Annotated in this window: 14 protein-coding genes, 1 tRNA gene and 3 rRNA genes; 11 read left to right on the forward strand and 7 right to left on the reverse strand. The window is 63.2% G+C overall.

The features are described 5' to 3' along the window. The first annotated feature begins 2 nt into the window (after positions 1-2). The 3 genes from BKA23_RS03025 (at position 3) to BKA23_RS03035 (ending at position 1,617) form a co-directional block, all read left to right on the forward strand. The gene (locus tag BKA23_RS03025) at positions 3-590 is read left to right on the forward strand and encodes a DUF501 domain-containing protein (RefSeq protein ID WP_145225352.1); all 588 of its coding nucleotides are present in this window, start codon (positions 3-5) and stop codon (positions 588-590) included. Beyond that, positions 587-1,531 carry a Ppx/GppA phosphatase family protein gene (locus BKA23_RS03030; protein ID WP_145225354.1) on the forward strand — a complete coding sequence of 315 codons (945 nt, stop codon included), beginning with the start codon at positions 587-589 and terminating at the stop codon, positions 1,529-1,531. Before BKA23_RS03025 ends, BKA23_RS03030 begins: the two co-directional genes overlap by 4 nt. Positions 1,532-1,544: 13 nt before the next feature. Then, a tRNA-Leu gene (locus tag BKA23_RS03035) sits at positions 1,545-1,617 on the forward strand. 837 nt (positions 1,618-2,454) lie between these two features. On the opposite strand, the gene BKA23_RS03040 is transcribed toward BKA23_RS03035, so the two are convergent. Next, on the reverse strand, positions 2,455-3,828 hold the full coding sequence (locus BKA23_RS03040) for an SLC13 family permease (RefSeq protein ID WP_170226346.1): 1,374 nt from the start codon (positions 3,826-3,828) through the stop codon (positions 2,455-2,457). Positions 3,829-4,085: 257 nt separating this feature from the next. Then, positions 4,086-5,309: a hypothetical protein gene (locus tag BKA23_RS03045; protein ID WP_145225358.1), complete on the reverse strand. Its 1,224-nt coding sequence runs from the start codon at positions 5,307-5,309 to the stop codon at positions 4,086-4,088. 318 nt (positions 5,310-5,627) lie between these two features. Between BKA23_RS03045 and BKA23_RS03050 the strand changes: the two genes are divergently transcribed. Beyond that, entirely contained in the window at positions 5,628-6,617 is a 990-nt protein-coding gene (locus BKA23_RS03050; RefSeq protein WP_145225360.1) for a Bax inhibitor-1/YccA family protein, read from the forward strand. A 114-nt stretch (positions 6,618-6,731) separates the two neighbouring features. Here the strand turns inward: BKA23_RS03050 and BKA23_RS03055 are convergent, their stop codons facing one another. The 4 genes from BKA23_RS03055 to BKA23_RS03070 all read right to left on the reverse strand — a co-directional run bounded on the left by BKA23_RS03055 (position 6,732) and on the right by BKA23_RS03070 (position 9,923). Then, positions 6,732-6,926: a hypothetical protein gene (locus BKA23_RS03055; protein ID WP_145225362.1), complete on the reverse strand. Its 195-nt coding sequence runs from the start codon at positions 6,924-6,926 to the stop codon at positions 6,732-6,734. 131 nt (positions 6,927-7,057) lie between these two features. After that, positions 7,058-8,281 carry an acetyl-CoA C-acetyltransferase gene (locus BKA23_RS03060; RefSeq protein ID WP_145225364.1) on the reverse strand — a complete coding sequence of 408 codons (1,224 nt, stop codon included), beginning with the start codon at positions 8,279-8,281 and terminating at the stop codon, positions 7,058-7,060. 122 nt (positions 8,282-8,403) lie between these two features. Next, complete coding sequence (locus tag BKA23_RS03065) at positions 8,404-8,823, reverse strand: HIT family protein (RefSeq protein WP_145225366.1); 420 nt, start codon at positions 8,821-8,823, stop codon at positions 8,404-8,406. Next, positions 8,820-9,923 (reverse strand): SGNH/GDSL hydrolase family protein, encoded by a 1,104-nt coding sequence (locus tag BKA23_RS03070; RefSeq protein ID WP_145225368.1) that lies wholly within the window; start codon positions 9,921-9,923, stop codon positions 8,820-8,822. The genes BKA23_RS03065 and BKA23_RS03070 overlap by 4 nt, the downstream gene beginning before the upstream one ends. A 109-nt stretch (positions 9,924-10,032) precedes the next feature. On the opposite strand from BKA23_RS03070, the gene BKA23_RS03075 reads away from it, so the two are divergent. The 5 genes from BKA23_RS03075 to lysX all read left to right on the forward strand — a co-directional run bounded on the left by BKA23_RS03075 (position 10,033) and on the right by lysX (position 21,152). Next, positions 10,033-11,412: a cystathionine beta-synthase gene (locus BKA23_RS03075; RefSeq protein ID WP_145225370.1), complete on the forward strand. Its 1,380-nt coding sequence runs from the start codon at positions 10,033-10,035 to the stop codon at positions 11,410-11,412. A 619-nt stretch (positions 11,413-12,031) separates the two neighbouring features. After that, positions 12,032-13,554: ribosomal RNA gene (locus tag BKA23_RS03080) — 16S ribosomal RNA — on the forward strand. Positions 13,555-13,946: 392 nt separating this feature from the next. After that, a 23S ribosomal RNA gene (locus BKA23_RS03085) occupies positions 13,947-17,067 on the forward strand. 111 nt (positions 17,068-17,178) lie between these two features. Beyond that, positions 17,179-17,296: ribosomal RNA gene (gene rrf / locus BKA23_RS03090) — 5S ribosomal RNA — on the forward strand. The 16S, 23S and 5S rRNA genes sit together here, the layout of an rRNA operon. Before the next feature lie 424 nt (positions 17,297-17,720). Continuing rightward, positions 17,721-21,152 carry a bifunctional lysylphosphatidylglycerol synthetase/lysine--tRNA ligase LysX gene (lysX, locus tag BKA23_RS03095; RefSeq protein ID WP_145225373.1) on the forward strand — a complete coding sequence of 1,144 codons (3,432 nt, stop codon included), beginning with the start codon at positions 17,721-17,723 and terminating at the stop codon, positions 21,150-21,152. A 65-nt stretch (positions 21,153-21,217) separates the two neighbouring features. Here lysX and BKA23_RS03100 read toward each other — a convergent pair whose 3' ends face one another. Beyond that, positions 21,218-21,697 carry a phosphoribosyltransferase gene (locus BKA23_RS03100; RefSeq protein WP_145225375.1) on the reverse strand — a complete coding sequence of 160 codons (480 nt, stop codon included), beginning with the start codon at positions 21,695-21,697 and terminating at the stop codon, positions 21,218-21,220. A 31-nt stretch (positions 21,698-21,728) separates the two neighbouring features. Between BKA23_RS03100 and BKA23_RS03105 the strand changes: the two genes are divergently transcribed. Continuing rightward, the gene (locus tag BKA23_RS03105; protein ID WP_170226347.1) at positions 21,729-22,238 is read left to right on the forward strand and encodes a P-loop nucleotide/nucleoside kinase family protein; all 510 of its coding nucleotides are present in this window, start codon (positions 21,729-21,731) and stop codon (positions 22,236-22,238) included. Further along, positions 22,235-23,140, forward strand: a complete 906-nt coding sequence (locus tag BKA23_RS03110; RefSeq protein ID WP_145225380.1) for an amidohydrolase family protein — start codon at positions 22,235-22,237, stop codon at positions 23,138-23,140. Before BKA23_RS03105 ends, BKA23_RS03110 begins: the two co-directional genes overlap by 4 nt. Positions 23,141-23,332 lie beyond the last annotated feature (192 nt).

A 23,332-nucleotide genomic window follows, 5' to 3' on the forward strand; every position in this document is an offset into this window, starting at 1 on the left:
GTATGACGCATCAGCCTGATTCCTCCGTGGACCCTGCCGACATCGCGGCGATGGAAGCACAGCTGGGGCGTCTGCCTCGCGGCGTCGTCGACATCGCGCACCGTTGCCCGTGCGGCTGCCCGGACGTGGTCCGCACGCTGCCGCGTCTGCCCGGCGGCACGCCCTTTCCGACAACCTTCTATGCGACCTGTCCGAAGCTGACCGGCGCGATCAGCACGCTGGAAGCCCGGGGGATGATGCGGCAGATGACGCAGGATCTGGCCGACGACCCTGTGCTGGCCGCCGGCTACCAGGCTGCGCACGAGGACTACCTGCGCCGCCGCGCGGACCTGGGGCAGGTCGCCGAGATCGACGGTATTTCCGCCGGTGGCATGCCCGACCGCGTCAAGTGCCTGCACGTCCTGGTGGCGCATTCGCTGGCCGTCGGGCCCGGCGTCAATCCGCTCGGCGACCGCGCCCTCGAGGCGCTGCCGCAGTGGTGGCTGGGCGGCTGTTGCTCAGGCGCTGAGGGTGCCGACGCTGGTGATGCGGACACGACAGATCGCAACGACGCGGCAGATCACAACGGCACGACGGATCAGCAGGTATGACGCGCGTCGCCGCCGTCGATTGCGGCACCAATTCGATCCGGTTGCTCATCGCAGACACCGACGGTTCTCGCCTGCACGACCAGGTGCGACGGATGGAGATCGTGCGCCTCGGCCAGGGCATCGACCGAACCGGCCGAATCGCTGCCGACGCCATGGAGCGCACGCTCGCAGTCGCCCGCGAATACGCCTCGCAATGCACGCAATTGAAGGTCGATCGGGTGCGATTCGTGGCCACCTCGGCTTCCCGTGACGCAGCGAATGCCGCCGATTTCACTGATGGTGTCGCCCGTGCCTTCGAGCGTTTCGGCATCGATCCGGAGGTCGTCACCGGTGCCGAAGAAGCGGCGCTGAGCTTTCGTGGTGCGACGAGCGTGGTCGGTGCGGGGATGCCTGCGCCATACCTGGTGATCGATCTGGGCGGAGGATCGACGGAGTTCGTGCTGGGCGAGCGGGAGGTTCGCGCCGCACGGTCGGTCGACATCGGTTGTGTGCGCCTCACCGAACGTCGGCTGCACACCGACCCGCCCACGGATGCCGAGATCGCGGCGACAATTGCGGACATCAGTGCTGCGATCGACCAGGCCGCCGCCGAGGTGCCGCTGGATCAGGCCCGCACCCTTGTCGGACTGGCCGGCTCGGTGACGACGGTGACGGCACACGCGCTGGGGCTGTCGTCATACGACCCGGATGTCATCGACGGGGCGCGGCTGCCGGTCGACCGGGTGATCGAGTCCTGCAATGCGCTGCTGCACGCGACCCGCGATGAGCGGGCCGCGATGGGCTTCATGCATCCGGGCCGTGTCGACGTGATCGGCTCCGGGGCGCTGATCTGGCGCACCATCGTCGAGCGCCTCGCTGGCGTTGCCGGTCTCACCGAGGTCGTCACGAGCGAGCACGACATCCTCGACGGCATCGCCCTCGGGCTCGGCGACCAGCACTGACTACTCTGGGCCTGCCCTCGTAGCCCAACGGCAGAGGCAGGCGACTTAAAATCGCTGCAGTGCGGGTTCGAATCCCGTCGAGGGCACTGCAGGTTCGACGTATGACATCAACGCGAGGCCGTGACCTGAGCACGCTGTGTGGCGGTGAGGTACCCACGGCGGGCACCACCGGCCCCTGCGGACTGCACTGCTATGGCGCGTGATGTCTCAGCGGATGCGTGATCCCCAAGGAGGGAGCGTGATCCCCAAGGAGGGAATCCGGTCCACCGGTCCGCAGCTTCGGTGATGTCGGCCCGTCCGCCGGTCCGCCGGGTTAGCAGCGTCGCAGGTTCGGTGGCCTCGGCTGGGGTCGCAGCGTCGCAGGTTCGGTGATGTCGGCCCGTCCGCAGGTCCGGTAATGCCCGCAGGGGCGCGCGCCACGAACGTCCGGCAGCCGATGGACGCCAGCAGTTGTTGCACCACCATCCGCTGGTGTCGATCGGAGCGGTTTCCTCGGACTGTAGTCATGAGATGTCATTCCTGGTCGCTACCGGGTCGAGGAAGCGGCACATGCTGACATCTCGTGGGTGCGGCGGCTTGAGGAAGCGGCACATGCTGACATCTCGTGGGTGCGGTGGCTTGAGGAGGCGGCACAAGCTGACATCTCGTGCGCGTAGCTCGTCCGATGACCGGCAACGACGGACATCTCGTGGGTGGCGCCTACCGGAAACTCGCCGAATCGGCGAATTATCTGTGGCCAGTGGGGCCCATGAGACCAATGCGACCGATGTGGCGCTGAACCCGACCGAATCGGCGACTTGTGCATGATCAGCCGCGCTCTGATCAGCCTCGCTCTGATCAGCCTCGCTCTGATCAGCCGCGCACCACCAGTCGCGGCCCACAGCGCAGCCGCCCTCGCCGCATGCTGTCAGCGCACGAGATCCTCAGTGGAAGAAGACGGTCAGCACCAGGCTCATCACCACAGCCGCGCCACCCATCACCGGCAGCCCGACGGTGAGTTCCTTGCGGTACATCGCGTCCTGCTTCTCCGGTGGCGAGAAGCTCATCACCATCGCTCCACCCTCGGAGTATGGCGACACTGCCATCGACAGGCCACCGATCGTCGTGCACACGAACAGCAGCGTGGGGTTGAGGTGCGCGATCGCTGCGATGGTGGGAACGATCGGGAACAGCGCCGGCGCCGTCACACCGATGTAGCTGCTGAACGCCGTGATCACCGCGGCCACCAGAGCGAGCAGCACAGGGATCAGGTAGCTCGGGATGTGGTCCTTGCTGAGCCAGTGCGCCAACTGGTTGATCGCACCCCCGGCCACGCCAACCTGAATCAGCATGCCCATGCCGCTGATCATGATCAGGATGTGCCATGGCACCCGCTCGATGACCCTGCGGTTGTCCGCAGCGCCCATGAGCAACGCGACGACGGTCAGCAACACGCTGACCAGTGGCGGGTCGACGTTGCCCGTCCAGGTTCCGAAGATGTCGACGCTCGGGAACAGCACATGCAGGATCGACGGAACCAGCGCCAGCAGCAGGAAGACCGCGATCAGCGCCAGCGTCATACGTTGGGCTCGGTCGAACGGTTCGGGTTTGACGACCTCGATCCGCTCACGCTGAGCCTCGGCACCGCTGCGTATGGCGCGGCGCCGGTACACGAGCGTCAATCCGGTGATGACCAGCAGTCCGAGCACCAGGTAGGCCACGAAGATCCAGAACGAGAAGCTGAACGCCCTCGAGCTCGAATAGCCGAGCTTCTCGAACAGCCCCTTGAAGACGATGCCGTTGAGGCTGGTCATGAAGTTGGAGCCCACCTGCGCGCCGACGATCACGCCGACCCCGGCGAGCAGGGGTTCGATCTTGACCTGCGTACAGATGACGAGGGCAGCTGGCGCAAGGAAGACCATGACCGCGTAGAAGCCGGCACCGAGCGCAGCAACCACTGCGGCGGTGAGGAAAAACACCACCGCAAGACCCCATGCGAGTCCGCGCGATCGGAACAGCATCAAGCCCGAGATCTTCTCCAGGGTGCCGTTCTCGATGGCGACGGAGAAGAACAGCGTCACGGCGAAGATGGTGAAGAAGATCGTCACCGGCCACATCGCGGTGACGTCTTTCGGCGTCAGACCCAGGACGAAAACTCCGATGAGATACGAGAACGCGATCGCCAACAAGCCGGTGTTGATCTTGGTGCGGTAGCTCACCCCGATCGAGATCACGATCGCCAGGGCGATCAGGAGGGTGTGCGCCAGGCTCCCCGACTGGGTGGGGGCGTCGGCTGCAACGATGCTGGCTGCGATCACGATGTGCTTCTCTCAAATGCTGTGGCCAAGGAGGCTTCTCGTCGCGGACCGTTGCCGCGACGGCAGCGGGGAAGGGCGCACGAAAACGTATCAACATCGTCCGCCGCAGTCGGGGACTTCGGCATGACGTCTTCGTAGCACGTCGCCGGGGCATGGCCGGAGCCCCAGCAGCGGCATGGCCCGATCCATACGTCGAGGGTCGACAGATCGATCGGGCCACGCGAGATTGAATTTTCCTGCTGTATGCCGCAACTCGCTCAGGCGAACGGGATGTTCTCGTTCGTCGCGAAGCGAATGCAGTCCGAGCGCACCCTGCCGGACAGCACCAGCCGGATGTCGCTGGTCTTCTGCAGTTGTTTGGCGCCGTTGTACGTCTTGTGCACGACCACGACCAACGGGTTCGACGGCGTGGGTGTCAACCCATTCATGGTCGGATCGGTGATCGTCACCTTGCTCGATCCAAGGCTGGAGTCGATGACCGCGAAAATCGGCGTGCCGGGCTTCTTGTCGCCCGCTGAGGTGACTGCGCGGTTTGCCTGAGCGCTGAAGCGCACCAGGTTGATCGTCGCAACACATTGCTCGAAGTTGATCGGGATCCCGGTGTTGGTCGACGCAAAGTCGGTGTGTGTGATCGCACCGGTGCACTGGTAGTGCGTGATCCCGTGACCGTACGCCGTGTCGTGCGAGAAACAGTTGGTCGTCGTCAGCCCGTTGGTGAAGTTGAAGCCCATGCCACTACCGGCCACCGGTACCCCGGCCGAGTTGCGACCGTCGACCTCGACGTTCTGCATCGAGGTGTTGACACTGCGGTAGTCGCACACGCTGAACGTCTCGCCGGGGTTGAAATCGGAACTGCCCGGGATCCCTTTGACCAGCACGTCGTAGACCTTGACGCCCTTGCACGAGTAGAGCCGCAGACCGTTGTACGTCTGGGGCTTGCCCGTCTTCGGATCGACCGGCTGCGTGGTGCCGAGCAAGGTGAAACCCGCGACCTGGTAGGGCCGCGACGAAGGAGCGTTCGACCAACCGTCGCCGACGCGCATCAGGCACAACTGGTTGGTACCGCCAGACTTCTGCGCGGGGATCGACTTGGCCTGAGTCGAGGTCCCTGGCGTCATCTGGAATACGGTCTTGGCCGAACCGGATCCGTAGACACCGGTGACATTCGAGGTGAACATCACCCCGTAGGTGTGTGCAACCGCGAAGTCCTTGCAGGAGAACGTTCCCGAAGCGAAGGTGACACTGGCGTTCGGTGACACCGTCGATGCTGTTGCGGTGATCGACCCGCGCTGCGCAAGTTTCTCAAACGGCTGATATCCGGCACCGGTCGGTCTAGCATAGCCGGTGGGCACGCTGATCACCGGCGGCCACGTGGGCGGGAGGCGGATCGACCAGAGCGCAGCGGACAGGCCACCGACGGCGGTGAACGCCAAGAGTCGTCGTCGGGGCAGGGTCGCATTCGGTAATTCTGAACTATTCATGACGGAGACACCTCCGTTTGGGATGAGGAGAGTCGCGCGGCAACGTGACTCCCAAAGACTAGGGCGCTTGACACCTGTAATGGGAAGTCTTTCGCGCCCTAGTTTTTGCCCGAATTCCCTGACAGTTGTTCAAGATTCGCCTGTCGCGCCACGAAAATTTCGCCAGCCTGCCTGAAGAAGATCATGGTCTTCGCCCCCTGCCGTCGAAGGTTTCGTGGACCCGCCGGGTGCTCGCCGTCGATGTCTGTCCACACGGCGAACTACACTTTGGGTCAGGGATGGTGGCCATCAGGTCACCGCAACGACTGGGAGTTGACAATGGCATCGAATCCGGTGTTCAGACGCTTCAATCAAGACCTCGCTGCCGGGCGCTACGCGGGAGATCAGCAGCCCCAGTACGGCCAGTTCGGCACTCCACAACAACAGCAGGCCGCGCAGTATGGCGCGCAGCCCGGCTACCCCCAGCAGCCTTACGGCCAGCAGCCTTACGGCCAGCAGCAGTACGGCCAGCAGCCGAATTACGCCCAGCCCGGTTATCCGCAGCAGGGTTATGGCCAGCAGTACGGCCAGCCGCAGCAGTATCCCGGCGCGGGTTACGCGACCGGGCCCGGTAAGCAGGCGCCGTACACCGACAGCCGTCGGATGACGCTGGACGACGTGGTCACCAAGACGCTCGCGTTGTTCGGAATCCTTTTGGTCGCAGCAGCTTTCGGCTGGTTCGTCGCCAAGGACAGCCAGGCAGCAGGCATGGGTCTGTTCCTCGGCGGGATGGTCGTCGGCCTGGTGATCGGTCTGGTCATCTCGTTCAAGCGGATCATCTCGGTGCCGCTGATCTTGACGTATGCCGCCGCCGAAGGGCTCTTCCTCGGTGCGGCCAGCGCCTTCTTCAATCAGATGTACCCCGGTGTCGTCAGTGAGGCGGTGCTGGCGACGCTGTGTGTCTTCGCCGGAATGTTCGCCGGCTGGAAATTCGGCCTGATCCGGGTGACCGAGCGCTCTCGCAAGATCTTCGCGATGATGGTGATGGGCTACTTCCTGTTCGCCCTGATCAACGTCGTCCTCGTCTGGACCGGTGTCTTCTCGAGTCCGTTCGGTGCCGGCGGCAGTGGTTCGCTGGGCATCATCATCAGCCTCTTCGCGGTCGGCCTCGCGTCATACTCCATCGCCGTCGACTTCGACACGATCCAGCGCGGCGTCAACTCCGGTCTGCCGGAGAAGTACTCCTGGCTGATGGCGCACGGTCTGCTTGTCTCGGTCGTCTGGCTGTATGTCGAGTTGCTGCGGCTGTTCGCCCGGATGCGCAACTGACGCGTATCTCGCTCACCAGCAACAAGACTGCGCCCCCGACCGACGACTTCGGTTGGGGGCGCAGACTTTTACGGCTGTGACGCCTCGCAGTTCGGTCGATGGGCTATCCGCTGATCAGGGCAGGGATCGCCGCAACTGCGCAAGACTCTCGAGCAGGCCGTCGGTCACCCCGGCGACCTGGGCGTCATACACGACGACGGTCAGCTGATCACCGAGCGCAGCAAGGCCCAGGTCTGGTATGCCGAGCGGCTCACAACCACACCGCGCGCGTGTGCGGTCCGCCAGCGATTGGGTGAAATCCCTGAGCACTGAGGCGAATTCGGCCGCCTGTTCCTCAGGCAGCTCGTGCCAGCGGCGCGCTATCCGCCGCGTTTCGGTCTCAAGTGCACGCCAGCCCCGGTCCGCTGGCTGCGGACCGAGGCTGGCGTCGAGAGGCTGGTTCAGGAGAGACGCTCGTAGATGATCGCCATCCCCTGACCGCCGCCGACGCACATCGTCTCCAGGCCGAAGGTGCCGTCGCGTGACTCCAGACCGTTGAGCAGCGTGGTGGTGATGCGGGCGCCGGTGGAGCCGAACGGGTGGCCCAGCGCGATGGCGCCACCGTGGACGTTCAACTTGTCGAAGTCCATGCCCAAGTCGTCGGCGCTCGGCAGCACCTGCGCCGCGAAGGCCTCGTTGATCTCGTACAGATCCATGTCGGCGATCGTCATCCCGGCTCGCTTCAATGCCTGACGGGACGCCTCGACCGGGCCGAGGCCCATGATCTCCGGAGACAGCGCCGAGACCCCGGTGGACACCACGCGCGCCAGCGGCGTCAGGCCCAACTCCTTCGCTTTGGTATCGCTCATCACGACAACCGCGGCGGCACCGTCGTTCAACGGGCAGCAGTTGCCGGCCGTGACTGTGCCGTTCTCGCGGAACACCGGCTGCAGGGTGGCGACCTTCTCCAGCGTCACACCGGCGCGCGGGCCGTCGTCGGTGGAGACGACGGTGCCGTCGGGCAGGGTCACCGGTGCGATCTCGCGGGCGAAGAATCCTTCGGCAATGGCCTTCTCGGCGCGGTTCTGGCTGGAGACACCCCACTCGTCCTGGCGTTCTCGGCTGATGCCGCGCAGGCCGGCGACGTTCTCCGCCGTCTGTCCCATGGCGATGTAGATGTCCGGCAGCTCGCCGTTCTCGCGCGGGTCGCTCCAGGTGCTGTTGTCTTTGGCGATCTGCTCGGTGCGCTTGATGGCGTCGGCGAACTTGGGGTTCTGCCAGTCGGCCTTGCTGCCGCCTGCTCCGGCGAAGTCGGCATAACGCGACACACATTCGACCCCGGCCGACACGAAGACGTCGCCCTCGCCTGCCTTGATGGCATGCGCCGCCATACGCGTCGTCTGCACGGATGAGGAGCAGAAGCGGTTGACTGTCGCGCCCGGCACGTGGTCGAGACCGGCGAGCACAGCGACGACGCGCGCCATGTTGCTCCCGTGCTCTCCCCAAGGCTCGGCGCAGCCGAGGTAGAGATCCTCGATCAGCGACTGATCCAGGCCCGGGAGCTTGGCCAGGGCCGCCTGGATCACCTGCGTCGCCAGGTCATCGGGGCGGATGTCCTTCAGCCTGCCCTTGAAGGCCCGGCCGATCGGGGTCCGCGCGGTGGAAACGATGACTGCTTCGGGCATTTGTCCTCCGTCATTGCAGGGCTACCGGGCAGTACCGCCCGGGCTCTCCCGAGTGTATGGCGACCGTATGACGCCGCGATCGTCGCACCACAGGTCGTGACGGCGGCAGCGGGCAGGTCCGATCAATCGCTGCCGCGCAAAGCAGCCGCAGTCGCGGCAATGGCGTCCGGGTCACCCGCCACCGGTCGCCACGGCAACTGCAAACTGTCGTCGGTGTATCGCGGAACCACGTGCATGTGGAAGTGGAAGACCGTCTGCCAGGCGACCGGTCCGCAGCAGTTGAGCAGGTTGACCCCCTCGGCCCCCAGTCTGTCGACCGCTCGCCCGGCCAAGCGCTTCGCAGCGACAGCGACCGCCGAGAGGCTGTCATCGTCGATCTCGAGCAGATCGCGAGCATGCTTCTTCGGGATCACCAGCGCGTGCCCGGTCGAGCCGGGGTTGATGTCCATGAACGCGATCGTGTCGGCGTCCTCGTCCACTCGTTCCGCCGGGATCTCGCCGGCGATGATCTTGCAGAACAGGCAGTCGGCTTCAGCGCTCATGGAGCCGACTGTATGCCGTTGTGATCGGTCCCGACAGCCGTTGGATCATCTGCCGGCAGCTCGGATGACGCATCGCCGGTGGGCTGCTCTGCCTCGACGGCGTCGGACTCCTGCAGCGGCGTGCGTTGACGTCGCATGAGCACCGCCCATCGACCCCGGCTGCCCCGCTGGGACCCGTGCACGTCGGTGCCGGAAACCTCCGTGCCGGGGTCGGCGACGGCTCGGGTCGCTGCCACCGAAACAGGACCGACCGTCTCACGCCGGCGAATATCCGGTGCGTGTCGGTCGTCGACGCCGGACTGACCCAGGGCGTCCAGCACACTCGGCAGGAGCGCGGACGCAGCCCTGGCATATCCCGCCGCCGACGGATGAAAGCGGTCCGCCGAGAACATCACCGCGGGACTCTTCGAGAACTCCGGCCCGAGCAGGTCCCCGAGCGACACGGTGCGACCCCCGTGCTCGATGACTGCGACGGTCTGCGCCGCCGCGAGGTCCCGTGACCAGCGACGGGCAAGGGTGCGCAACGGCTGTGGAACCGGCTGTATGACGCCGAGGTCGGGGCAGGTGCCGACGATCACCTCGGCGCCCGCCTCTCGCAGCGCAAGGACGGCCGCCGACAGGTGGCGCACCGAGGTCGCCCGCGGCAGGCGGCTGGTGACGTCATTCGCGCCGATCATGATGATTGCGGCGTCCGGCGCCGGCACGGCTTCCAGTGCCTGCTCCACTTGACCCGTCAGATCCGTGGAGACGGCACCGACCACTGCGACATTCGTCAGATGAACCGGCCGCCCGGCGAGGGCCGCAGCTGTCGCCGCGATGATCGCGCCCACGGTCTGGTGCGCTTCGTCCGCGCCCATTCCCCGAGCAGTGGAGTCTCCGATCACGAGCAACTGGATCGGTTCACCGGGCCCGGCGCCATACGTGCCGTTGGAGTCAGGTGCGCCGTCAAACGGTTGCCCGACGATGCGCCGTGCTATCACGGATTCCCCGAGCAGCAGTCCCCACGTGGTCAGACCTGCGCCGATCAGCCCCGCGGCACCGATACCCCCGCCGTATGCCGCCCTCGACGCGATCTTGCGTGCTCGCCTCGCCCGCCCCATGTGCGCACACCCGCCCTTCGTCCGGTCCGTCGGTCACCCCGATATTGTCACCAGCGCTTCAGTCGCCTGCCGAGTGCGTCAGTGGTTCAGAATCTGAGACGATCGACACATGAGATATGCCGAGCACATCGCCGACCTCGTCGGTGGCACCCCCCTGGTCAAGCTGAATCACGTCACCGAGGGCGTCGCCGCGACCGTCCTGGTCAAGGTCGAGTACCTCAATCCCGGCGGTTCGGTGAAGGACCGCATCGCGCTTCGGATGATCGAAGCCGCCGAGGCATCCGGTGCCTTGCAACCGGGCGGCACGATCGTCGAGCCCACGTCGGGCAACACCGGCGTCGGTCTGGCGTTGTTCGGCCAGCGCAAGGGTTACAAGTGCATCTTCGTGTGCCCGGACAAGGTGAGTGAAGACAAGCGCAATGTCCTCAAGGCGTATGGCGCAGAGGTTGTCGTGACGCCCACGTCGGTGCCGCCGGAGCACCCGGACTCCTACTACAGCGTGTCCGACCGCATCGCGGCTGAGACTCCCGGCGGCTGGAAGCCGGACCAGTACTCCAACCCCGAGGGCCCGAACTCGCACTACCACTCGACCGGCCCGGAGATCTGGGCCGACACCGACGGCGAACTCACCTCGTTCGTGGCCGGCATCGGTACGGGCGGCACGATCACCGGCACAGCGCGTTACCTACGCGAAGTGTCCGCGGACCGTGCGGGCGGTCGCGTGCAGATCATCGGCGCCGACCCGGAAGGTTCGGTGTACTCCGGCGGCACGGGTCGCCCGTACCTCGTCGAGGGGGTGGGTGAAGACATGTGGCCGCGCGCCTACGATCCCTCGGTCGTCGACGAAGTGATCGCCGTCAGCGATGCGGAGTCCTTCGAGATGACGCGTCGCCTGGCTCGTGAGGAGGGCCTGCTCGTCGGCGGTTCGTGCGGTATGGCGGTCGTCGCGGGTCTGCGGCACGCACGCACGCTGCCGGCGGAGGCGACGGTGGTCGTGCTGCTCCCGGACTCCGGCCGTGGATACCTGTCGAAGATCTTCGACGACGGCTGGATGAGCTCGTACGGTTTTATGCGCGAACGCGCCGACGAGACCACGGTCGGCGAGGTCCTTGCGGCGAAATCGGGTCAGATGCCGGCGCTGGTGCACACCCACCCGACCGAGACGGTGCGCGACGCGATTCAGATCCTGCGCGAGTACGACGTCTCGCAGATGCCGGTCGTCAAGGCGGAGCCACCGGTCATGGCAGGCGAGGTCGCCGGTTCGGTGAGTGAGCGCGAACTCCTCGACGCGCTGTATGCCGGGTCAGCCCACCTGGCCGACCCCGTCGAAAAGCACATGGAGGCTCCGTTGCCACTGATCGGTTCCGGGGAGCCGGTGTCCGTGGTGCGCGAGCTGCTGCGCAAGAACGACGCCGTGATGGTCGTGGACGGCGGAAAGCCGACCGGTGTTCTCACCCGTGCAGACCTGCTCAGCCTGCTGGTCGACTGACGGCGCGGTTTCTCTGCAGGCGTGATGGGGGTGGGCACGACGCAGGCGTCGTGCCCACCCCCATCACCGCATCGCACGTGACCTCCCTACGGCGCGTCCACTGGCATACGCCGTGCGCGAGTTCAGCACGACTCGTATCTGACTTCTACGGGCCGACTCACTTCTCGTGAACCACACAAAACCTCAGTCGCGCCCCGCGGTTGCTGGGCTCCACTCCCTCCGCGGCACCTCGATTTGGAACTTCTCCTGAGGTTGGTCTACTGTTCTTCTTGTCAGCCCGACGGGGCAGGACGCGGACAGGCTCGCCTGGCTGCGCGGCCCACCGAAGACTGACCAGTCTGGTTTGAAGCAGTCAGTGGCTGTGTTAAGCTAGGCACCGATCGAAGCCAAGTGCGCGAGAGTCCAGAAGGACTTGCCGCCCAAGATTCAGATCGAAACCAGAAATTAGCAGCAGTGCTGACCTGTCGCCTCAGGGTGACAGCGATGTAGTGTCTGGTCGTTTTTTGAGAACTCAACAGCGTGTCGAGATGGTTGATGCCAGATTTTTGTTTGGTTATTGATTGGTTTTGAGTTTTTTTGCTCTTGATCAGTTTTTGCCGGATTGGATTTTTTGTGTTTTTTTGCGGAGAGTTTGATCCTGGCTCAGGACGAACGCTGGCGGCGTGCTTAACACATGCAAGTCGAACGATGATACCTGTGCTTGCGCGGGTGGATTAGTGGCGAACGGGTGAGTAACACGTGAGTAACCTGCCCTTCACTTTGGGATAAGCCTTGGAAACGGGGTCTAATACCGGGTATGACTGCGCATCGCATGGTGTGTGGTGGAAAGCTTTTGTGGTGGGGGATGGACTCGCGGCCTATCAGCTTGTTGGTGAGGTAGTGGCTTACCAAGGCTTTGACGGGTAGCCGGCCTGAGAGGGTGACCGGCCACACTGGGACTGAGACACGGCCCAGACTCCTACGGGAGGCAGCAGTGGGGAATATTGCACAATGGGCGGAAGCCTGATGCAGCGACGCCGCGTGGGGGATGACGGCCTTCGGGTTGTAAACTCCTTTCAGCAGGGACGAAGCTTTTGTGACGGTACCTGCAGAAGAAGCACCGGCTAACTACGTGCCAGCAGCCGCGGTAATACGTAGGGTGCGAGCGTTGTCCGGAATTATTGGGCGTAAAGAGCTTGTAGGCGGTTTGTCGCGTCTGCCGTGAAAGCCCAGGGCTTAACCCTGGGTCTGCGGTGGGTACGGGCAGGCTAGAGTGTGGTAGGGGAGACTGGAATTCCTGGTGTAGCGGTGAAATGCGCAGATATCAGGAGGAACACCGATGGCGAAGGCAGGTCTCTGGGCCATAACTGACGCTGAGAAGCGAAAGCATGGGGAGCGAACAGGATTAGATACCCTGGTAGTCCATGCCGTAAACGTTGGGCGCTAGGTGTGGGACTCATTCCACGAGTTCCGTGCCGCAGCTAACGCATTAAGCGCCCCGCCTGGGGAGTACGGCCGCAAGGCTAAAACTCAAAGGAATTGACGGGGGCCCGCACAAGCGGCGGAGCATGCGGATTAATTCGATGCAACGCGAAGAACCTTACCAAGGCTTGACATACACCGGAATCATGCAGAGATGTGTGCGTCTTCGGACTGGTGTACAGGTGGTGCATGGTTGTCGTCAGCTCGTGTCGTGAGATGTTGGGTTAAGTCCCGCAACGAGCGCAACCCTCGTTCCATGTTGCCAGCACTTCGGGTGGGGACTCATGGGAGACTGCCGGGGTCAACTCGGAGGAAGGTGGGGATGACGTCAAATCATCATGCCCCTTATGTCTTGGGCTTCACGCATGCTACAATGGCTGGTACAGAGGGTTGCGATGCCGTGAGGTGGAGCGAATCCCTTAAAACTGGTCTCAGTTCGGATTGGGGTCTGCAACTCGACCCCATGAAGTTGGAGTCGCTAGTAATCGCAGATCAGCAACGCTGCGGTGAATACGTTCCCGGGCCTTGTACACACCGCCCGTCAAGTCACGAAAGTCGGTAACACCCGAAGCCGGCGGCCTAACCCCTTGTGGGAGGGAGTCGTCGAAGGTGGGATTGGCGATTGGGACTAAGTCGTAACAAGGTAGCCGTACCGGAAGGTGCGGCTGGATCACCTCCTTTCTAAGGAGCGTTTGAACCTTTCATCACCGAGTGTGTGGTGGGGTGAGCTCATGGGTGGAACATCAACCGTTTGTGATGGTGTGTGGCAGTGTCCACCGCGAGTACGAATCGTGCTTTCACTTTTGTGTGGGGGTGTGGTTGTGGAATGTGGTGGGTGGTGTTGGGCGTCGTTGTCGGCACGTTGTTGGGTCCTGAGGAAACGACCGTTCGCTGTCGTGTGGTGACTGTCATGGTGTGAGCTGTGGTGGTTGGTGCGTGGTGGTGGTTGTTTTTTCTGGTACTGCCTGCTGGTTGCGCCGCGTTGGTGTGGTGTGGTTGGTGGTGTTGGTGTGTTGTTTGAGAATTGTATAGTGGACGCGAGCATCTTTGTGGCTTTTAAGAATTTCTTAATTGTTTAAGTTTTTAAGGGCGCATGGTGGATGCCTTGGCATCAGGAACCGATGAAGGACGTAGGAATCTGCGATAAGCCTCGGGGAGCCGATAACCGGGCTGTGATCCGAGGGTTTCCGAATGGGGGAACCCCGCACCAGTTATGTGGTGTGACCCGTACCTGAACTCATAGGGTGCGTGGAGGGAACGTGGGGAAGTGAAACATCTCAGTACCCACAGGAAGAGAAAACAATATGTGATTCCGTGAGTAGTGGCGAGCGAAAGCGGATGAGGCTAAACCGTGGTTGTGTGATACCTGTCAGGGGTTGCAATCAGGGTGTTGTGGGGCCTTTTTTTACCGTATCTGACAGTGCGGTGCGTGGCGTGTGCGTGTAGTCGAACCAGTGTGAGTGCTGGACCGTAGTGGGTGGGAGTCCCGTAGGCGAAACACGTTGCTGTCATGTGGGAGGGTGCCCAAGTAGCACGGGGCTCGAGAAATCTCGTGTGAATCTGCCAGGACCACCTGGTAAGCCTAAATATTTCCTGATGACCGATAGCGGACTAGTACCGTGAGGGAAAGGTGAAAAGTACCCCGGGAGGGGAGTGAAATAGTACCTGAAACCATGCGCTTACAATCCGTCAGAGCCTCCGTTTGGTGGGGTGATGGCGTGCCTTTTGAAGAATGAGCCTGCGAGTTAGTGCTCAGTGGCGAGGTTAACCCGTGTGGGGAAGCCGTAGCGAAAGCGAGTCCGAACAGGGCGCCTTGAGTCGCTGGGTCTAGACCCGAAGCGGAGTGATCTACCCATGGCCAGGTTGAAGCGACGGTAAGACGTCGTGGAGGACCGAACCCACTTCAGTTGAAAATGGAGGGGATGAGCTGTGGGTAGGGGTGAAAGGCCAATCAAACTCCGTGATAGCTGGTTCTCCCCGAAATGCATTTAGGTGCAGCGTCACGTGTTTCTTGCCGGAGGTAGAGCTACTGGATGGCTGATGGGCCTCACCAGGTTACTGACGTCAGCCAAACTCCGAATGCCGGTAAGTGAGAGCGTGGCAGTGAGACTGCGGGGGATAAGCTCCGTAGTCGAGAGGGAAACAGCCCAGATCACCAGCTAAGGTCCCTAAGCGTGTGCTAAGTGGGAAAGGATGTGGAGTTGCTGTGACAACCAGGAGGTTGGCTTAGAAGCAGCCACCCTTTAAAGAGTGCGTAATAGCTCACTGGTCAAGTGATTCCGCGCCGACAATGTAGCGGGGCTCAAGCACATCACCGAAGCTGTGGCAATCACACATGTTCCTAGCCCCTTTTGGGGGGTTCAGGGGTGTGGTTGGGTAGGGGAGCGTCGTGTCACCAGTGAAGTCCCGGTGTGAACCAGGGGTGGAGGTGACACGAGTGAGAATGCAGGCATGAGTAGCGAATGACGGGTGAGAAACCCGTCCGCCGAATAACCAAGGGTTCCAGGGTCAAGCTCATCTGCCCTGGGTAAGTCGGGACCTAAGGCGAGGCCGACAGGCGTAGTCGATGGACATCCGGTTGATATTCCGGAACCGGCGAAGGACCGCCCATATCGAATCAGGGGATGCTAACCACCCGAACTACCGTGTTGATCCCTTTCGGGGGTGATCGTGTGTGGGGAGCGTGGGACCCGATCTTGTAGTAGGTAAGCGATGGAGTGACGCAGGAAGGTAGCCTCCGCGGGGCGATGGTAGTCCCCGTTCAAGCGTGTAAGCCGACTGGTAGGTAAATCCGTCAGTCATGTAGGCCCAGGCGTGATGGTGACCACGTAATGTGGGAAGTGGGTGATCCTATGCTGCCGAGAAAAACTTCTAGCGAGGTTCGAGCCGCCCGTACCCCAAACCGACTCAGGTGGTTAGGTAGAGAATACTAAGGCGATCGAGTGAATCGTGGTTAAGGAATTCGGCAAAATGCCCCCGTAACTTCGGGAGAAGGGGGGCCTGATCCTTGATGTCATTTACTGACTAGGGGTGAGGGCCGCAGAGACCAGGGAGAAGCGACTGTTTACTAAAAACACAGGTCCGTGCGAAGAAGTAATTCGATGTATACGGACTGACGCCTGCCCGGTGCTGGAACGTTAAGGGGACCGGTTAACACGTGAGTGTGAAGCTGAGAACTTAAGCGCCAGTAAACGGCGGTGGTAACTATAACCATCCTAAGGTAGCGAAATTCCTTGTCGGGTAAGTTCCGACCTGCACGAATGGCGTAACGACTTCTCCACTGTCTCAACCACGAACTCGGCGAAATTGCACTACGAGTAAAGATGCTCGTTACGCGCAGCAGGACGGAAAGACCCCGGGACCTTTACTATAGCTTGGTATTGGTGTTCGGTACGGCTTGTGTAGGATAGGTGGGAGACTGTGAAGTACCAGCGCCAGCTGGTGTGGAGTCATTGTTGAAATACCACTCTGGTCGTTCTGGGCTCCTAACTTCGGTCCGTGATCCGGATCAGGGACAGTGCCTGGTGGGTAGTTTAACTGGGGCGGTTGCCTCCTAAAAGGTAACGGAGGCGCCCAAAGGTTCCCTCAGCCTGGTTGGTAATCAGGTTTCGAGTGTAAGTGCACAAGGGAGCTTGACTGTGAGACAGACATGTCGAGCAGAGACGAAAGTCGGGACTAGTGACCCGACGGTGGCTTGTGGAAGCGCCGTCGCTCAACGGACAAAAGGTACCCCGGGGATAACAGGCTGATCTTGCCCAAGAGCTCATATCGACGGCATGGTTTGGCACCTCGATGTCGGCTCGTCGCATCCTGGGGCTGGAGTAGGTCCCAAGGGTTGGGCTGTTCGCCCATTAAAGCGGTACGCGAGCTGGGTTTAGAACGTCGTGAGACAGTTCGGTCCCTATCCGCTGCGCGCGTAGGAAACTTGAGAAGACCTGTCCCTAGTACGAGAGGACCGGGATGGACGAACCACTGGTGTGTCAGTTGTTCCGCCAGGAGCACCGCTGATTAGCTACGTTCGGAAGTGATAACCGCTGAAAGCATCTAAGCGGGAAGCACGCTTCAAGATGAGGTTTCCATCAGGGATCAAACCCTGGAGAGGCTCCCAGCTAGACGACTGGGTCGATAGGCCGGACGTGGAAGCACAGTAATGTGTGGAGCTGACCGGTACTAATCAGCCGACAACTTAAACACCACAAAACACGTTCAAAAAAGCGTCCACTATACAATTCTGAAACAACACCCACCCCGCCCCCGGAAAACATTCCAGGGTTCGCAGGCTGGTTGGTGATAGTTTCATAGAGTTACGGCGGTCATAGCGAAGCGGGAAACGCCCGGACACATCCCGAACCCGGAAGCTAAGCCCTTCAGCGCCGATGGTACTGCACTCGGTAGAGTGTGGGAGAGTAGGACACCGCCGAACAACCATTACACGTTTCAGCGTGGAACCCCCACCCCAACCCCCAACCAAAGGGGGCCAGGGACGGAACAGGGCTCCACGCTGAAACCATTTGTGGGCACATGTGCCGAGCCCGCTGTACGAATCTCTCGTATGGCGGGCTCTTTGTGTACCGCGGTTGTTCCCGAGCGCTGACTGGTTGCCCAGCGACAGTCCGCTTGGGGCCGAAGGGTGCCGGCCGATCCCATCATCGCGGCGACAGCGGAGGACATTTGAACGGCCAACCGCGGATCCTTCTCGTGCGTCATTTCAGGTGAGGCCGGGCGGTTGACGCCGGGCTTCATGTCAGGTGAGGCCGAGGTGGTTTTCATCTGTGCTGAAGACGTGGCCGGTAGGCTGCTCGAGGTCGGCATCAGCCGAGTTCATCACCCGGGGTAAAGGTAAGTCGATGCAGGCGAAGGCGCCGAAGCTGTTGCGTGGATCTTTCAATCCATACGGTGGGGCGACGCCGTCTCGAGACAAGTCTTCGGTTCCGTGGCGCGAGCGGGTAGCGCAGTGGACTGGACGGCTGTACCTGTTGGCAGCGGTGTGGTCGCTGATCACCTTGCCGTTGCGGCATACAGTCGTTTCGGACATCGGCGGTGATGCGCTCGGTCTGGTGAATGTGCCGTCCGCGCCGAGCCTGTTCATCGTGTGCTTGCTCCTGGCACTGGCCGGGGCGATCCGCCGTCGGCTGCGGGCTGCGCACACCGTGACTGTGGTCCTGAGCGCCGTCGGTGTGCTGGCGAGTGCGCTGCTGTTCGTCGGTTCCATCGCCCACAACGACTTGTTGCGCGACACCCACGTCAGGGGCTTCGAGCGTGAGTATGTCGACTTCACCAATGGGGTCTTCTTCAACACCGTCGCGTTGCTGATCGGTGTCGTCGCTCTCGTGCTCGTGGTGATGAGTCGGCGTGAGTTCCCGGCGAAGCTGGCCGCAGGCAGCCGAGTGGCGGCGACTGCGGTGCTCGCCGGAGGGCTCCTCGTGTCCTTCGTGGTGACCCTTGTCATCACGGCGACCGCCCGGCATACCTTGCATGGCTCCCGGGAAGTGGTGCGCTTCGCGCTGCGGTCGACGTTCGGGATCTCCAGTGATCCCTCGACACCGGGTATGTCCGGTCACACCGGATATCCGTGGATCTACGGGTTGGCCGGGGTCATGTCGACCGTCGCGCTGGTGCTCGCGATCCTGGTGTTTCTGCGGTCTGGGCGTGGCCGGCAATTCCAGTCCGCCGACGAAGAGCTCGCAGTCCGTCGGCTGTTGCTGCGTTTCGGTGAGAACGACTCGCTCGGCTATTTCGCCACGCGCCGTGACAAGAGCGTGATCTTCTCCGCTGACGGTCAGGCGGCGGTGACCTACCGCAACGAGGGCAGCGTCAGCGTCGCGAGCGCGGATCCCGTCGGTCGTCCGAGCTCATGGCAGTCCGCCATCGAGGCGTGGCTCGAGCAGTGCCGTCAGCACGGGCTGTATGCCGCCGTGCTCTCGTGCTCGGAGCAGGGCACCAAGGAGTATGTCGAGGCGGGGCTCAAGGCGTTCGCTCTCGGCGACGAGGCCATCATCGACGTGGAGTCGTTCTCGTTGCGCGGCCGTACCATGCGCCCGGTGCGTCAGGCCGTCACCCGCATCACCCGCGCCGGCTACACCACCCAGGTCCGTCGGCACAGCGAACTGTCGGCCGAGGAGTTGGCCGAGATCGGTCGGCTGGCCGAGGAGTGGCGTGGTGAGGAGGCCGAGCGCGGCTTCTCGATGGCGCTGAACCGCCTCGGTGATCCGGCCGACGGACGATGCGTCATCATCACCGCGCACGACGCAGAGGGCCACATCCGCGGTTTCCTGTCGTTCGTGCCGTGGGGCGTGCGTGGGGTGTCGCTGGACCTGATGCGTCGCGACCGCGATGGCGAGAACGGCCTCAACGAGTTCATGGTGGCCAGTCTCATCGAGGCCGCGCCCGAGAGCGGCATACGGCGCATCTCGCTCAACTTCGCAGTCTTCCGTGAGGTGTTCAGCAGCGCCGACCAGGTGGGCGCCGGTCCGATCACCCGCATCAACGACGCGGCGTTGTCGTTCGCGTCCCGCTTCTTTCAGCTAGAAAGCCTGTACCGCTCCAACGACAAGTACAAGCCGACCTGGGTGCCGCGGTTGCTGTGTTACGACCCCGCGCTGACGGTCCCGCGAGCCGGCCTGGCGATGGGTATCGCCGAGGGCTTTGTGCCGATGATGGGCCCGCGATTCCTGACCGGGCCACGTCCCTCGGATGTGCAGCCGCAGCGGATGGAGCCGTGGTTCGTCGACCGGGTGCGTGAGCAGGAGCAGGCGCTGCTGCTGCCGGCACCGCCGGTCGTGCAACTGTCCGAGCAGCAGCGGGTGCGCCGCGACAAACTGGTCACGCTGGACGAGGCCGGTTCGCAGGGGTATCCGGTGGCTGTTCCACGAAGCGACCGCGTCCGGGACATCCTGCCGGCATACAGCACGATGCAGCCGGATCAGGTGAGCGAGCACGTTGTCGCGATCGCGGGGCGGATCCGTGCCGTGCGCGACCTCGGCGGCGTGACCTTCGCGGTGCTCGACGATGAGGGCGCGTTCATCCAGATCATGGTGACCAAGTCCGACTCCCCGGATGCCGAGCGCTGCCTGTGGCGCAAGACGGTCGACCTCGGTGACCTCGTGAGCGTCACCGGACCGGTAGCCACCTCACGCAACGGCGAACTGTCGGTGCTGATGACCGGGTGGCAGATGGCCGGCAAGTGCCTCAGCCCGATGCCTGATCTGCGGGCGACGTTGAGCGATGACGTGCGGACCCGTAACCGGTCGCTCAACCTCATCGTCAGCCCGGACGCACGCGGCATGCTGCTGCGTCGCTCGCTGGCGGTCCGAGCGATGCGCGAGGCGTTCCAGGACCGTGACTTCATCGAGGTCGAGACGCCGATGCTGCAGGCGATCCACGGCGGCGCGGCCGCACGGCCGTTCAAGACCCACATCAATGCGTACAACATGGAACTCTTCCTACGTATCGCGCCCGAGCTGTATCTCAAGCGGCTCGCGGTGGGCGGGATGCAGCGCATCTTCGAACTCAACCGCAACTTCCGCAACGAAGGTGCCGACGCTACCCACAACCCGGAGTTCACCTCGCTCGAGGCGTACGAGGCGTACGGCGACTACAACACGATGCGGGAGCTGACCCGAGAGGTCTTCCTCAAGGTTGCGATCGCGGTCAACGGCAAGCCGGTCGCGCTGCGCCCGAACGACGCCGGCGGGTTCGACGAGGTCGATCTGACGCCCGAGTGGCCGGTCGTGACCGTGCACGCCGCCGTGTCGAAGGCCGTCGGTGTCGAACTCACCTCCTCCTCCAGCTGGGAGGAGGTCGCCGACGTATGCCGCAAGCACGGCGTCCCCGCGAAGGCCGAGCACTCCGCCGGCAAGCTCGTGATGGAGTTGTACGAGGCACTGGTGGAGAAGCAGACGACCTTCCCGACGTTCTACTGCGACTTCCCGGTGGAGGTCTCACCGCTGGCGCGCAAACACCGCAGCGATCCGCGGCTGACCGAGCAGTGGGACCTGGTGGCCTTCGGCGCCGAGATGGGCACTGCCTACAGCGAACTCACCGACCCGGTCGACCAGCGCCAGCGGTTCACCGAGCAGTCGATGGCCGCGGCCGCCGGCGACCTCGAGGCGATGCAGCTGGACGAGGCCTTCCTGTCGGCGCTCGAATACGCCATGCCGCCGACAGGTGGTCTGGGCTTCGGAGTCGACCGGTTGGTGATGATGCTGGTCGGTCAGAACATCAAGGCCACGCTGGCGTTCCCGTTTGTTCGACCGCAGGGTGGCACGACCGCCGGGTGACGTGCGGTGCGTGGAATGCGTGCGGTGAGTTCGGACGAAGCAGTGGGTCAGGCCACCGTGGTGCATCAGGGCCGGTCGGGGACGATCTCGGGCTGGCTGGACCACGGGAAGTCGATCCACAGATCGGTGCGCTTCCAGACGTACTCGCACTTGACGATGGAACGCGGCTTTTCGTATATCACCGCGCACCGGGTCTGCTTGACGTGGCCCTCGCAGAATGTGCGGACCAGATCCAGCGTGCCACCGGTGTCGGCGACATCGTCGATCACGAGCACGGTCGCGCCGGACAGATCCACCGGCTGGGGAACCGGTGGAAGCACCACCGGCATGGCCAGGCGCTCGTCGACACCGGTGTAGAACTCGACGTTCATGACGTGGACGTTCTTGATGCCGAGCGCGTAGCTGATCGCGCCGGCGGGGATCAGGCCACCGCGGGCAATGGACATGATCAGGTCAGGCTCGTAGCCGTCATCGGCGATGGTTTGGGCCAGCTCACGACTGGCGGTGCCGAACAGGTCCCAGGTGAGGATCTCGCGCTGCGTCATACTCCACAGTCTGGCGGATATCGTGCGACGAGTGACCCACCAGCTGGTATTGCTCAATGGTCCGCCCGGTGTCGGCAAGTCGACGCTGGCGCGGCGCTATGTCGACGAGCACGACGGATCGATGTGCGTCGACATCGATCTGCTGAGAGAGATGTTCGGTGTGCGGGTGCGCCATGAGACGCGATCCCTGCTGACGTCCCGGGTCGTGGCACTGAACGTCGTCGCGGCCGGCCTCGCGGGAGGATATGACGTGTGGGTGCCGCAGCTGGTGCTCGACACCGCATTCGTCGATGAGTTGGCGGGTGTCGCGGGCGGGGCGGGTGCGGAGTTCAAGGAGGTTCTGCTGATGGACAGTCTGCAGCACATGCAGCGACGAGTGGCTGAGCGTGCGCGTGAGTTCGATCCTGATGCGAACGAATTAGCCTCGTATCACGAGCGTTTCGTGCATTCCATCGGAGTGCGGCCAGAGGTGCTGATCCTCAACTGTGGCGAGGGTCTGCAGGTGCAGACGTATGACGCCCTGCTGCAGGCGATCGCATGAACGATCAGCTCATCACGCCCGGACCATCCTGCGATGACGAGATCGCTTCGTATGTCGAACGACTCGGCGTGCCGGGACTGGCCGACATTCACGTGCACTTCCTGCCGGAGCCGATGCTGGCCAAGGTGTGGGCGTACTTCGACCGGGCCGAGGAACACTACGGTGCGCCGTGGCCGATCCAGTACCGATTCGACGAGCAGACGCGGCTGACAGTGTTGCGGGGCTTCGGAGTTCGGGCGATCCCGGCGTTGACCTATCCGCACAAGCCGGGAATGGCGCAGTGGCTCAACGAGTGGTCGGCGCAGTTCGCGAACCGGGTGCCGGATGCCGTGCACTGCGGGACGCTCTATCCCGAGGCCGGCGTCGGGGAGTATGTCGGTGAAGCGCTGGCGTCGGGTGCGCGCTTGTTCAAGATGCATGTGCAGGTGGGCCAGTTCGCACCGGACGACCGGTTGCTGGACCCGGCATGGGACGTGTTGGCAGAAGCGGGTGTGCCGATCGTCATACATGCCGGATCTGCGCCCTTGCCAGGGGAATTCACCGGTGCGGAGCGAATCGCGCGGGTGCTGGAGCGCCACCCGACGCTCACGCTGGTGATCGCGCATGCGGGAATGCCGGAGTATCACGCGTTCGCGGATCTGGTCGAGCAGTTCGAGCGGGTGCACCTGGACACCACGATGGTTGCGACGGACTACACCGAACGGTTTGCGCCGCTGCCGGGCGGGTATGTCGAGCGACTGGCCGAGCTGCGTGATCGGGTGGTGCTGGGATCGGACTATCCGAACATCCCGTATCCCTATGCGCACCAGATCGATTCGCTGGTGCGTCTGGGGCTGGGTGATGAGTGGATGCGCTCGGTGCTGTGGCACAACGGAGCCCGCCTTCTCGGCCTCGATGGTTGAGCGGCGGCTCGATCCGGTATCGACGTCGAGCGTCGTGGGCGGCGCCACGCGAGTTGAGGCACAGAGCGGCGTGAACCGCGCGACCCGAGTTGACCTGGCGGTAGGCGTCGTTACGACGCGGTTGTAACCGCATGTGCTGCCAGGTCAAGCCGTGGGAGGTGCCGTCGGATGGCGCCGAGTCTGCCTGCGGTG

The organism is Rudaeicoccus suwonensis (assembly GCF_007829035.1).
GTDB lineage: Bacteria > Actinomycetota > Actinomycetes > Actinomycetales > Dermatophilaceae > Rudaeicoccus > Rudaeicoccus suwonensis.

Coding starts and splice junctions, on each gene's coding strand:
- BKA23_RS03045 (WP_145225358.1), bottom strand. CDS start 5,309: ATGAATAGTTCAGAATTACCGAATGCGACCCTGCCCCGACGACGACTC.
- BKA23_RS03100 (WP_145225375.1), bottom strand. CDS start 21,697: ATGACGCAGCGCGAGATCCTCACCTGGGACCTGTTCGGCACCGCCAGT.
- BKA23_RS03070 (WP_145225368.1), bottom strand. CDS start 9,923: ATGGGGCGGGCGAGGCGAGCACGCAAGATCGCGTCGAGGGCGGCATAC.
- BKA23_RS03030 (WP_145225354.1), top strand. CDS start 587: ATGACGCGCGTCGCCGCCGTCGATTGCGGCACCAATTCGATCCGGTTG.
- BKA23_RS03060 (WP_145225364.1), bottom strand. CDS start 8,281: ATGCCCGAAGCAGTCATCGTTTCCACCGCGCGGACCCCGATCGGCCGG.
- lysX (WP_145225373.1), top strand. CDS start 17,721: ATGCAGGCGAAGGCGCCGAAGCTGTTGCGTGGATCTTTCAATCCATAC.
- BKA23_RS03025 (WP_145225352.1), top strand. CDS start 3: ATGACGCATCAGCCTGATTCCTCCGTGGACCCTGCCGACATCGCGGCG.
- BKA23_RS03110 (WP_145225380.1), top strand. CDS start 22,235: ATGAACGATCAGCTCATCACGCCCGGACCATCCTGCGATGACGAGATC.
- BKA23_RS03075 (WP_145225370.1), top strand. CDS start 10,033: ATGAGATATGCCGAGCACATCGCCGACCTCGTCGGTGGCACCCCCCTG.
- BKA23_RS03050 (WP_145225360.1), top strand. CDS start 5,628: ATGGCATCGAATCCGGTGTTCAGACGCTTCAATCAAGACCTCGCTGCC.
- BKA23_RS03065 (WP_145225366.1), bottom strand. CDS start 8,823: ATGAGCGCTGAAGCCGACTGCCTGTTCTGCAAGATCATCGCCGGCGAG.